15 protein-coding genes and 1 tRNA gene are annotated in these 10,934 nt (G+C 33.0%); 10 read left to right on the forward strand and 6 right to left on the reverse strand.

What is annotated here, in order from left to right:
- The 3 genes from ACJ5GX_RS05970 to ACJ5GX_RS05980 form a co-directional block, all read left to right on the forward strand.
- Positions 1-1,194 (forward strand): M61 family metallopeptidase (locus ACJ5GX_RS05970; protein WP_495292806.1); only part of this gene is annotated, 1,194 nt, incomplete at its 5' end.
- 65 nt (positions 1,195-1,259) lie between these two features.
- Positions 1,260-1,514 carry a hypothetical protein gene (locus ACJ5GX_RS05975; RefSeq protein WP_019236861.1) on the forward strand — a complete coding sequence of 85 codons (255 nt, stop codon included), beginning with the start codon at positions 1,260-1,262 and terminating at the stop codon, positions 1,512-1,514.
- A gap of 121 nt (positions 1,515-1,635) precedes the next feature.
- Positions 1,636-1,911 (forward strand): hypothetical protein, encoded by a 276-nt coding sequence (locus ACJ5GX_RS05980; protein WP_495292807.1) that lies wholly within the window; start codon positions 1,636-1,638, stop codon positions 1,909-1,911.
- 141 nt (positions 1,912-2,052) lie between these two features.
- Here the strand turns inward: ACJ5GX_RS05980 and ACJ5GX_RS05985 are convergent.
- Positions 2,053-2,125: transfer RNA gene (locus ACJ5GX_RS05985), tRNA-Thr, on the reverse strand.
- Between the two features lie 19 nt (positions 2,126-2,144).
- Between ACJ5GX_RS05985 and ACJ5GX_RS05990 the strand changes: the two genes are divergently transcribed.
- Genes ACJ5GX_RS05990 through pdxH form a run of 3 tightly spaced genes read left to right on the forward strand, consistent with a single transcriptional unit; the run spans position 2,145 to position 3,808 of the window.
- A complete protein-coding gene (locus ACJ5GX_RS05990) occupies positions 2,145-2,366 on the forward strand; it encodes a hypothetical protein (RefSeq protein WP_230609012.1) in 222 nt (73 codons plus the stop codon).
- Positions 2,367-2,383: 17 nt separating this feature from the next.
- Positions 2,384-3,199 carry a bifunctional DNA-formamidopyrimidine glycosylase/DNA-(apurinic or apyrimidinic site) lyase gene (mutM, locus tag ACJ5GX_RS05995; protein ID WP_019236864.1) on the forward strand — a complete coding sequence of 272 codons (816 nt, stop codon included), beginning with the start codon at positions 2,384-2,386 and terminating at the stop codon, positions 3,197-3,199.
- 15 nt (positions 3,200-3,214) lie between these two features.
- Entirely contained in the window at positions 3,215-3,808 is a 594-nt protein-coding gene (gene pdxH, locus ACJ5GX_RS06000; protein WP_006014087.1) for a pyridoxamine 5'-phosphate oxidase, read from the forward strand.
- 106 nt (positions 3,809-3,914) lie between these two features.
- Here pdxH and ACJ5GX_RS06005 read toward each other — a convergent pair whose 3' ends face one another.
- The 4 genes from ACJ5GX_RS06005 to trmD all read right to left on the reverse strand — a co-directional run bounded on the left by ACJ5GX_RS06005 (position 3,915) and on the right by trmD (position 7,287).
- Positions 3,915-4,712: a phosphoribosylformylglycinamidine synthase subunit PurQ gene (locus tag ACJ5GX_RS06005; RefSeq protein ID WP_019236865.1), complete on the reverse strand. Its 798-nt coding sequence runs from the start codon at positions 4,710-4,712 to the stop codon at positions 3,915-3,917.
- Positions 4,709-5,962 (reverse strand): PstA family ABC transporter permease, encoded by a 1,254-nt coding sequence (locus ACJ5GX_RS06010; protein ID WP_007302279.1) that lies wholly within the window; start codon positions 5,960-5,962, stop codon positions 4,709-4,711. Before ACJ5GX_RS06010 ends, ACJ5GX_RS06005 begins: the two co-directional genes overlap by 4 nt.
- A gap of 252 nt (positions 5,963-6,214) precedes the next feature.
- Positions 6,215-6,592 (reverse strand): 50S ribosomal protein L19, encoded by a 378-nt coding sequence (gene rplS / locus ACJ5GX_RS06015; RefSeq protein ID WP_007302278.1) that lies wholly within the window; start codon positions 6,590-6,592, stop codon positions 6,215-6,217.
- Positions 6,589-7,287, reverse strand: coding sequence for a tRNA (guanosine(37)-N1)-methyltransferase TrmD (trmD, locus tag ACJ5GX_RS06020; protein ID WP_096097154.1), 699 nt, complete (start codon positions 7,285-7,287; stop codon positions 6,589-6,591). Before trmD ends, rplS begins: the two co-directional genes overlap by 4 nt.
- Positions 7,288-7,352: 65 nt before the next feature.
- Between trmD and purC the strand changes: the two genes are divergently transcribed.
- Positions 7,353-8,075 (forward strand): phosphoribosylaminoimidazolesuccinocarboxamide synthase, encoded by a 723-nt coding sequence (gene purC / locus ACJ5GX_RS06025; RefSeq protein WP_052264678.1) that lies wholly within the window; start codon positions 7,353-7,355, stop codon positions 8,073-8,075.
- Here purC and purM read toward each other — a convergent pair.
- Positions 8,072-9,109 carry a phosphoribosylformylglycinamidine cyclo-ligase gene (gene purM, locus ACJ5GX_RS06030; protein WP_019236866.1) on the reverse strand — a complete coding sequence of 346 codons (1,038 nt, stop codon included), beginning with the start codon at positions 9,107-9,109 and terminating at the stop codon, positions 8,072-8,074. The two genes, purC and purM, sit on opposite strands and share 4 nt — an antisense overlap.
- A gap of 137 nt (positions 9,110-9,246) precedes the next feature.
- Between purM and ACJ5GX_RS06035 the strand changes: the two genes are divergently transcribed.
- The 3 genes from ACJ5GX_RS06035 to ACJ5GX_RS06045 all read left to right on the forward strand — a co-directional run.
- A complete protein-coding gene (locus ACJ5GX_RS06035; protein WP_012481935.1) occupies positions 9,247-9,522 on the forward strand; it encodes a hypothetical protein in 276 nt (91 codons plus the stop codon).
- Positions 9,507-9,872, forward strand: a complete 366-nt coding sequence (locus ACJ5GX_RS06040; protein ID WP_125855783.1) for a histidine phosphotransferase family protein — start codon at positions 9,507-9,509, stop codon at positions 9,870-9,872. Before ACJ5GX_RS06035 ends, ACJ5GX_RS06040 begins: the two co-directional genes overlap by 16 nt.
- A 328-nt stretch (positions 9,873-10,200) precedes the next feature.
- A partial coding sequence (locus tag ACJ5GX_RS06045; protein ID WP_495292808.1) for a TrbG/VirB9 family P-type conjugative transfer protein occupies positions 10,201-10,934 on the forward strand: 734 nt, incomplete at its 3' end.

Here is a 10,934-nt window from a genome sequence, read left to right on the forward strand (position 1 = left end):
CTATTAAATTATATTATTTGTTTTTTCCTTATATACATTCAGTATATGCATTCTGCTATTGCTTTAGATAACTCTTCATCACATTTAAAAAACTCACCTGATTTTTTACCTTTTAGAAAACCTTTTGATAATATAGAAAAAATTATTAGAACTGACAATTTTAGAAGTTTTGATCTTGATAAAAGAAATAAGCTTTATACCAATGCTCATAATAGTATCAGTCTTGTAAATATTATTAATAAAATTATCTTAGCTCAAGATAACTTATTCATACTAGAAAGTAAGCCGTATAATATAGTACTTGTTGATAATCCCAATCTTAGTAGAACTACAGGTGCTGCAGGAAAGGACTATGTAATTATTGAGGGAAGCTTAAAAAAAAATATCAAAGATTATACTAGAGTGATATCACATGAATTAATTCACAGATATATAGGACATATAATAGAGCAAGACAACGATAAGAAAAATGAAATAAAATATAAGTGGTTTTTTGAAGGATTTACGGAATTTTATGGAGTGAAAACCTTACTTGACACGAAACTTATTGATAAAGATGAGTACTTAAAAATAATTAATATTACTTTAAAAGAGTATTTTAATTCTTTAATACCTAATATTGATTTCGAAAAAACAAATCAAAAGCATTTACTTGATCAAAACATAAGCATGTTGAGTTATAACAAAGGTTTTATTCTTGCAATGATAATAGATGAGAAATTAAATGAGGTTAGTAATGGAAGGTATAACTTATTGACTACTATAAATAATATAATAAGTGAAATAACTTCAAAGAAAGTTAATTTTAATGTTGACTTATTTGCAAGTCATTTAAAACATTACTTACCAGAGTCCCTTATAAAAGACATCATAGCCTCTATAAGAGATTCTAGCATACTTCTCAGTCTATTACCCAGTAGATTACTAAATAAAAATTTAACTTTCCAAGATACTGATAAGTATAGTGATATATGCTTTAACTTAACCAGAAGTCTAGAGCTACAAAAGATACGTGGGGTTAAATTAGGTAGTGATTGCCATAATATGGGACTCAAGGATGGTCAAGAACTAAAGTGTTATAGTATTGACTTTAATAGTGGTAATATTAAGTTAAAAGTCCTTGAAAACAAGATACCGAAAGTTATACATTTGAAAGCAAATAAAATGACGAGTAGCATTCCAATATATAAATAGCTCAGATAAATGCTTGACAAAAGCTATAGTAAACCTAGACTTTGCTATTTTAAGGCAAAATAATTATGGTAAACAATAAAGAAAAACAAGTGGATTTATTATTAGAGCTTCTTAGCGCTAATATCGGTCAAGTTAGTAGTAGTGTCATACTTAAAAGAATAGAAAAGCTTTCAGATAATTTTCATGGTAGAAATAATCACAATAGCCATTGTCAGTTTGATAGAGATGGTGGAGGGCATGGTAATATATGCTGGGCAGATAAGATAAAAGAAGACCTGACTGAGAACTATCATAAAAAGGATAGAGAAATTTCTATATAACTTTTCATTAGAGCTATTTTACGGTAATTATTCAAGAGTTGAAGGATTTGGCAAAAGAAGTCCTTTTGTATTACCGTTAATATGTGTTTCCAATAATGGTAATCTCGGCCCACTAGATGATTTGAGAACATGTGTCCCTCATAAGTTTGTTGAATATAACATCAGCAATACTAGTTGGGCTAAGTTCTTATCAGATAAATTTTTTAATAACTTTTTGAGGGATATGGATAACAGTCCTGACGATTGTAAGCAGTGTTGTTATGAAAATATTTGTGGTGGGGGAAGTTATGGTAACAGGTTTAACCCTGCCAACGTAAGTTTTAATAATCCTTCAGTATATTGTGAGGGATTTTTGGCAAAGGATTATACAATTTCTTTTAATGCATGGATTTTCTAAAGAAAAATTACGGCAGGTATTATTGAATAGTAATACTGAAAAAGCAGCTTAATGGTAGTGTATAAAAGGTATTTACTAGACGTTTTTCTATAATCTAATTAGCATCTAGAGGATTGACTTTATGAATATCGTCCTCTAAACTGCCGTTACCAAGATTCGAACTTGGGACCTCGTCATTACCAATGACGTACTCTACCACCTGAGCTACAACGGCAAGTTCACGTATTATGATAATGAATAACATGAAAAAAAATAAGGAAAAAGAAGAAGAGAGAAAAAGATTGGCAAAAGCTTTAAAGCAAAATATTCTAAAAAGAAAAAAACAGCAACAGAGTAGACAAAGCAGACCCCTTCCAAAATTTGTTTGTGGTGAGGAATTTTTAGGAGAAAGCGCTGCAGAATACCCAAACGTATTTGAGGAAGCTTTAACAACAAAATTACCATCAGAAACTTAAGTTTTGAAGGAGGTATCATGCCAGAACTCCCAGAAGTGGAAGTCATCTCTAACTTCTTATTTGATAAAATCAAAAATAAGAAAATAAGCAATGTTACAGTCAATAATTGGAATTTGCGTGTACCAATAACGAAGAATATTGATGATTTGCTAAAGGGCAAAGTTATAAATGATATCAAGCGTAGAGGTAAATATATAATCTCGAATATAGATGCTAGTATGGCTGTAATCATACACCTCGGCATGAGCGGAAAGCTTATATATGCTGAAGATAATCAAGCACAGAACAAACATGATCATGTGATATTCTTATTTTCTGACAACACTTCACTAATCTTTAATGACCCAAGAAGGTTTGGATTAGTGATTGTTTTAAACAGAGAGCAAGAACTAAATTTTTTTAATAACCTAGGAATAGAACCCCTCACAGATGAATTTAATGGAAATTATTTACAGAAGTTGCTACAGAGCAGAAAAGCAAATATCAAATCAGTATTAATGAATAATAAGCTAATAGTTGGCGTAGGTAACATATATGCTTCTGAGAGCTTATTTAGAGCTCGCATATCACCACTTAGGCTAGCACAAGATTTAACATATATAGAGTGCGAAAAACTTGCTATCGAAATAAAAAATACTCTGAGTGATGCAATTGCTGCTGGTGGTTCAACACTGAAAGATTATGCACAGCCATCTGGATCTGCTGGATACTTTCAAAATAACTTTTACGTATATGGTAAAGTGCAAAAACCTTGCAGAATCTGCAACAATATCATAACACTTATACGACAAAATGGTCGTAGCACTTATTTTTGCAATGCATGTCAGAATTAAATTTTATTTTTGCATATGACACTCTTACCTGAAAAAGATCCTTTTGATTTGTTCTCAAAGTGGTATCAAGAAGTACTTAATTTTCCGTGTAAAGAGTCAACTGCAATGACGCTAGCAACGTGTAGCAAAGACTGCATTCCATCTGCAAGAGTGGTATTACTAAAGGAGTATAGTAAAGAAGGTTTTGTGTTCTTTACTAACGTAAACAGTAGAAAAGGAAAAGAATTGACTGAGAACCCCAAAGCTGCACTCGTATTTCATTGGACAGAATTTTCTAGACAAGTACGAATTGAAGGAGAAGTTAGGCTTCTAAGCGGCAAAAAGGCTGACGAATATTTCTCCTCTCGAGCACGCGATAGTCAAATTAGCGCGTGGTGCTCAAAACAATCAAGAGTTCTGAAAAATTGGCAAGATTTTGAGCAGGCTATAGAATTGAAAGAGAAAGAATTTCACAATACACAAGTTTCTCGTCCTGACTTTTGGGTGGGATTTTGCGTAATCCCAAAGGTAATTGAATTTTGGCAAGAAGGTGAATATAGGAGACACACTAGATTTAGATATACTCTTGTTGAGAAAAGCAATTGGAAAGTGGAACAATTATATCCCTAACGTTAGAGAAAGCTACTCTGCAGATCAAAAATAAAGATTTATTGTCATCCTGATCAAGTAACTTTTTATGGTTTAAAAACTTGTTGTATGTAATGTATTGTAATACTTACGCAAAATATTTTAGTGCATTCTCAAATATGAGCATTCCATCACCATATTTTGGCATAGCCACTCCTGAACGTTTACATTTTTCTTTTTCAAGAGGCCAGTTGTCCTGCTGAGTAAAAAATATTCCTCTCTCTGGGTGAGGCATTAAAGCTAAAACTCTACCACTTTTGTCTGACAAAGCTGCCAGGTCGTATATAGATCCGTTTGGATTGTAAGGAAATTGTAAATTTGCATAGTCACCATTTTCATCAACGTAACGCAGTGCAACGGAATTATTTTCAATCAATTGATTCAAAGTATCTTGATCCATAAAAAATTTGCCTTCCCCATGAGCAATAGGGAGATATAGTTCACTCAGGCCCCGTAGCCAAACAGAATTACTCTGCGGATTAACTCTCACTCTAATCCAACGACATTGGTAATTACCTATATCATTAGAGGTTAAAGCTAGATTAGAGAATTCTGGAACTAACTTTACTAATATCTGGCAACCATTACATATCCCTATAATAAGCTTATCCTGAGATAAGAAATTTTGAAATTCGTCTAACAAGTTGTTTTTTATACGCAAAGCAAACGCATTACCAGCACCAGTGTCATCACCATAGGAAAAACCTCCTGGAATTGCAAGTATATTGCTTAATTTCAGTTCACTTGGATTATCTATAATATCATTAATGTGAACGATTTTTACTTCAATATTATTAATACCAAGCTTTCTGCTACATTCCATAAATGCAAATGCAGTTTCTTTTTCGCAATTTAAGCCATAACCAGATAGGATTGTAATTTTCATGAATCAAAAAACTCAAACTTTCTTTTTACAAAATTTGCTATTAAATTCAAAGCAAATAGCATTAACAATAAAGCTATAATTGCAATGGCAGCAAGCTCAATAAATGCAATTTCAGGACTACTTGACCATATGTATATTTGTACAGGTAAAACAGTTGCCGGATCGAAGAAGGATGTAGGTGTATCAGCAATAAATGCTACCATGCCTATCATAAGTAAAGGGGAAGATTCGCCTAAAATCCTTGCAATTGCAAGCACTGCACCATGTATTATCCGTGGCAACGCAATCGGTAAAGAGTGATCCAATATCACCTTGATGTGAGGTGCACCTAGCGCAAACGCTGCATCTTTTATTGCAATAGGAACGTTTGTAAAGGCATTTTTTGTTGCAATAATAATATTAGGCAGCATCATAAATGAAAGAGTCATCCCGCCAACAAGCGGTGAAGAACGGGGTAAACCAAATATGCCCAAGTAGAGAGTCAGTCCTACCACACCAAATATTATCGAAGGCACTGCAGCAAGGTTATTCATGCTAATTTCTACAATACTGGTTATTAGCCTATTTCTAGGCATAAATTCATAAAGACAGATACCTGACATAATTCCTATTGGCAATGCCAACGCTAAGCATACTATAATTGTCATTAATGAACCGATAAATGCCCCTAAAATCCCTGCATTCTCAGGCTCACAAGAATCAGACTTAAGAAACAGAGACTTATTAAAAAATTTTCTTACTCTTCCCTTCTCTTTTAACCAATCAAGTAATTTAGCATAATGATCATTCAAATGTTTATATTTATTTATTGAATTAATTATACTTGACGCGGTAAACCAGATCTCATATTCACCACTATCTTTTACTTTCTTATGAAAAAATTTCTCTAGTTCTTTGTAAGAATTACGACTTAAAATTTCGTCACCGTCTTTAAAATCAGTTCCTTCAAACACCTTACGTAAAGAATTGTTGAGTAAGCCAATGGACTTATATCGTAAATCACCAGGATTATTAGTTAAAATAAGATCAGCATTTATTTCAACTGGTAATAAAATTTTCGTTACTGTTAAAGCACTGTAAGAGTTAACTAATATACTTAGTAATATACATATAGGACACCCAATTGAGACAATCAGTGCTGTAAAAGAGCAAAAGCATAAAATGTTGTTCTTTTTATTTTTTCTTTTTACACGAGCATGTACGCGCTTAGATTGAAGTAACTTAAGAAAGTTTTTCTTTATTATACCCATTTACTTTTCTTTACATGAGGATTTGAAAAGACTTTCCCCTTTTTCCAGTGCTTGAACTGAGATCTAACAGGCTTTGCCTGCAAATAATTTTTATATTTTCCATGAAAGCACAAACCAAAAGGAGAATCTGGATCCCAGTGTCAAACATTGGGATGACACCACAGCAGGAGGGAAAGTACAGTTGTGCGCCACACACTGGGATAATAAGAGAGAGTTTTGAGATGATACAATTGACATCACTCCCTATTGTATCTACTTAGATTTTTTTTTAACATAAGTAGTACGTTCTTTGATCCTTGCAGCTTTCCCAAATAGCTTGCACAGATAATATAATTTTGCTCTACGGACCTTTCCCTTTCTCATCACTTGTACTGAAATTAATGCAGGAGAGTAAACAAAAAATTGTGATACTATACTTTCTCCATGACTTACCTTTCTAACTGAAAAAGAAGAGTGTAATCCACGATTTCTTTTTGATATACATACGCCCTCAAATATCTGTATACGCTCACCCGTACTATCAACTACCTTAAAAGTGACCTTCAAATCATCGCCAGGACAAAAAGCTGGCATCTCTTTGGCTAACCTTTGTATTTGTTGTTCGTTAAATTTTTCAAGTAAGTTTGTCATTTATCATCTCCATTCAACAATTCAGGTCGACGTTCCTTTGTTCTAACATATGACTGTTCCCTTCTCCAATCACTTATTTTTCTGTGATTGCCAGACAACAGAACCTCAGGAACTTTGTACCTACTCCACTGCTCAGGTCTAGTATATTGAGGATATTCAAGCATACCACCACTATAACTAAAACTTTCTTCAGCAACGCTATCGAAATTATTTACTACACCTGGAAGAAGCCTAATACATGCATCAAGAACCACCATCGCAGCTGGCTCACCTCCCGAAAGTATATAATCTCCAATACTTAACTCATAAGGAGTATACACATCAATTACTCTTTGGTCAACACCTTCAAATCGACCACACAATATTGTTACATGAGGAATTTCTGTTAACTCCTTCGCAATTCTCTGATTAAATTTTGTACCAGATGGAGTCATATAAATAAATCTAGTATTTTTATGAGCAGAAAGCACATTATCAACTGCATTACCAATCACATCTGGGCGCATAACCATCCCTGCTCCACCTCCATATGGAACATCATCCACAGTTGAATGTTTATCTTTAGCAAAAGAACGAATATTTACTATTTCAAGATTCCATATTTTTTTTTCCAACGCTTTTCCGGCAAGAGAATAGTTCAAAAACCCGGGGAACATTTCTGGAAATATGGTTAATATTGTAACACTAAACGTCATTAGCAAATTTGTAGTAAACTAAGCAGCAATTTGATATTATCTTATAGTATACAGCTAAATTAATCATGTCACTGAATAAAACGATATACGAAGGTAAAGCCAAAGTCATTATTGAAACTGAAGACTCATCAACTGTTATACAGTACTTTAAAGATGATGTTACAGCATTCAATAAGGAAAAATATGAAATTATTGAGGGCAAAGGAATAATTAATAATCATGTTAGTGCTTTTATCATGGAAAAGCTTGAAGAAGCAGGAATTAGCACGCACTTTATAAAAGCTCTAAACGAAAGAGAACAGCTAGTCAAAAAGCTCAAGATAATACCTCTTGAGGTAGTGGTTAGAAATATTGCAGCTGGCAGCTTTTGCAAACGTTTTAATATCAAAGAAGGTGAGGCACTTACATCTCCTATAATCGAGTTTTTTTACAAAAATGATGACCTAGCTGACCCAATGGTGAATGAAAATCACATACTATATTTTGGTTGGTTATCCCATAAAGAAATGGAAGAAGTTAAAACTACAACTTTAAAGATCAACAAAATCTTAGTCGACCTATTTTCAAATGCAAATATATATTTAGTTGATCTCAAGTTAGAATTTGGCAAATTGATAAACAACAGCACTAAAATCATTTTAGCCGATGAAATCAGCCCTGATAATTGTAGGCTATGGGATAAAAATACTCATAAAAAGCTAGACAAAGATGTTTTCCGTTTAAATCTAGGAAACTTAAAGGAAGCATACTCAGAAGTTGCAAAAAGACTGTCGGTAAAGTTAGACTAACTAAATACTACTCTATCAAGTGGAGGCTGACATGCTTCATCAAGTTTTCCAATAATCTCAATTTTTTCTCCACGCTTTTGGAAATGGCTTTCCACATCCTTCATATTATCGGGATCTACAATCAGTACTATACCTATGCCGCAATTAAATGTTTTTAACATTTCTCTCTTTTCTATTTTACCTTCTTCTTTCAGCCATAAAAATATATCTGGCCATTTCCAAGAATTAATATTTATGTCTACAAATAAATTTCCTGAGAGAATTCTTGGAATATTGTCTATTAACCCGCCACCTGTTATATGCGCAATGCCTTTTACCTTTGGCATAATAGGCAACAAAGAATCAACATATATCTTTGTTGGCTTAAGTAATATTTCACCCCAAGATTTATTATTCCATGGAGATATATCATTATAATTTATACCTAAGCTTTTAAAAATATGGCGCACCAAAGAAAATCCATTTGAGTGAATTCCATTTGATTCTAAACCAACTACACAGTCACCTGCTTTCATTATACTACAATTTGGAAGAATTTGCTTTCGATCAACAACACCAACCACAAACCCTGCAAGGTCATAGTGATTGTTACCATACATTCCAGGCATTTCTGCAGTTTCTCCACCAACTAATGCTATTTTAGATTCCTTGCACCCTTCTGCAATGCCCTGGATTACAGACAATAAAACGTTTTTGTTTAAAACGCCTGTTGCAAAGTAATCAAGGAAAAATAAAGGTGTTGCTCCTTGTGCAAGTAAATCATTTACACACATTGCAACTAAGTCTATACCTATAGTATCATGCTTATTCACCTCTTGAGCTATTAATAGTTTTGTGCCCACTCCATCAGTTGAGGAAACAAGTACTGGATGGTCGTATTTCTTACTCAGCGAAGAAAAGTCAAACAATGCGGAAAATGATCCTACTTCACTAATTACTTCTTCTCCTTTAGTCTTTTCAATAATAGGTTTAACTTTTTTTATTAGTTCATTATATAGTTTAAGGTCTATTCCAGATTTAGCATAAGTATTCATAACGCCTTCACAAATCTTATAATTATTAATACTACATTAATGCTTTGACACAAAAAGCGCAACGAAACTTTCTCTTAAATTGACTACTACATGCCTACCAATATAGGGTTAACTTAAATCATTTATACTTTTATCCAATGAATAAAAACATAATGTTAATAACAGAGTGCCTATCAGGACGAATTCTTCATGATTTTGCTAGTTCTATGCAAGGAATAGTGGGTGGATTGGAAGAGCTTGAAGAAAACAACCCTAATATGCAAAACGAAGCATTGTCATTGCTTAAAGAAAGCTCCGATGATTTAATATATAAATATAAAGTTATGAAGCAAGCGTATTCTCATTCATCAGATAATTGCAGCTTTGTTAAGACTAAATCCAATATAGAAAATTATTTATTAAAAAAAAAGTAAAGCTTCAGTGGAGAGTAAGTGAATGTCCTACAGAAAACTTAATTGAAAAAATAAATAAGATAATTTCCAATATGGTGATAACTATAATCAGTGCAGTGGCACAAATTGAATTAGTGTCTATTTTACTGACTAAAACAGAAGATAAAACACTACTCACTATAAAAGTAGTAAATGAACATAAATCAATAAGTACATTATTAGTGAGCAAATTAACAAAAAAAAATGATATTCGTTTGGATACAAAAGACATTATTATCTATATGACTTCTTTACTGTTAGAACAGTATAACACTAAAATCAATTGCACTTGTGAAAGTAATTCACTGAATATAGGCTTAACTATAACTTGAGATGGCTTCATATTTCATAAAAGGGAATCGATACTATAAATTTGAATCTTGGATAAGGAAAGGAAAAATTTTGTGGAGTAACTTAGACATAAAATCTGTAGTTAATTTCTTTGCAGGGAGTGTTAAATAAACTGTGTCAAACCGAGAAGTAAAAATAAAATAGAAACAAAAAATGGAGGTTTGACACAGTTTATTTAACACTCCCCTTTTTCCTGCAGTAATGAATTATTATGAAGCTTGCATTTTCTGTCGCTTACTACTGGGATAGCTTAACAGTTGCAGTACATGTCTATCAATGATAAAATGAAGATCAGTTTATTTTGATACTATGATTAGGGTACTCTTTGTTGCACTATTATTTTTTTGTGGTGGTTATGCACTTGCAAAACAGGAACCAAGACCAATAGCTGGTGATAACCACATAAAGGTAATGAATTATAATCCACAGGCTATACATAAGTACACGGGCTTTTATGGTTATCAATCCAGCATATTGTTTGAGCCAGGGGAGGTAATAGAGAGTCTTTCAATGGGTGATGCAACCGGTTGGCAACTCCTTCCTCAAGGTAATAGATTATTTATTAAGCCTATAGATGATATTGCCGATACTAATGCAACTATAATTACCAACAAAAGAGTTTATTATTTCGAGTTTCATGCTGAAGAAGCAAACGGGCTAGATGATCCAAGGTTAGCATATGAAGTAAGGTTTCTTTATCCACTGTTCAACAGTGATGAAATTTATTCAACGAGTAACGGTGATATTCTAGAGCAAGCTAGTCATACCACTATCCCTGATATAAGTGATATTGAGGTTATAAAGAAAGGCTTGAATTTTAACTATTCCATCTCGCACGTTAAAGGCAGTCAATCAATAATACCAATTAAGGTTTTTGATGACGGAAAATTTACATATCTACAATTTAATAAAATAAACTCTGATTTCCCGGCAGTTTTTATGGTTGATTCTGCAGGATATGAATCCTTGATAAATTTTCGTACAGTTGATGACTACCTGATAATTGAAAGAGTAAGCTCGGTATTTACCTTAAGAAACGGATC

The sequence above is a fragment of the Wolbachia endosymbiont of Tuta absoluta genome, from assembly GCF_059414725.1.

Excerpts from the sequence above, each read along its gene's own strand:
- pdxH (WP_006014087.1), top strand. The coding sequence starts at position 3,215 with ATGACACTCTTACCTGAAAAAGATCCTTTTGATTTGTTCTCAAAGTGG.
- ACJ5GX_RS05990 (WP_230609012.1), top strand. The coding sequence starts at position 2,145 with ATGAATAACATGAAAAAAAATAAGGAAAAAGAAGAAGAGAGAAAAAGA.
- trmD (WP_096097154.1), bottom strand. The coding sequence starts at position 7,287 with ATGACGTTTAGTGTTACAATATTAACCATATTTCCAGAAATGTTCCCC.
- ACJ5GX_RS06035 (WP_012481935.1), top strand. The coding sequence starts at position 9,247 with ATGAATAAAAACATAATGTTAATAACAGAGTGCCTATCAGGACGAATT.
- mutM (WP_019236864.1), top strand. The coding sequence starts at position 2,384 with ATGCCAGAACTCCCAGAAGTGGAAGTCATCTCTAACTTCTTATTTGAT.
- purM (WP_019236866.1), bottom strand. The coding sequence starts at position 9,109 with ATGAATACTTATGCTAAATCTGGAATAGACCTTAAACTATATAATGAA.
- rplS (WP_007302278.1), bottom strand. The coding sequence starts at position 6,592 with ATGACAAACTTACTTGAAAAATTTAACGAACAACAAATACAAAGGTTA.
- ACJ5GX_RS06010 (WP_007302279.1), bottom strand. The coding sequence starts at position 5,962 with ATGGGTATAATAAAGAAAAACTTTCTTAAGTTACTTCAATCTAAGCGC.
- ACJ5GX_RS06005 (WP_019236865.1), bottom strand. The coding sequence starts at position 4,712 with ATGAAAATTACAATCCTATCTGGTTATGGCTTAAATTGCGAAAAAGAA.
- ACJ5GX_RS05975 (WP_019236861.1), top strand. The coding sequence starts at position 1,260 with ATGGTAAACAATAAAGAAAAACAAGTGGATTTATTATTAGAGCTTCTT.
- purC (WP_052264678.1), top strand. The coding sequence starts at position 7,353 with ATGTCACTGAATAAAACGATATACGAAGGTAAAGCCAAAGTCATTATT.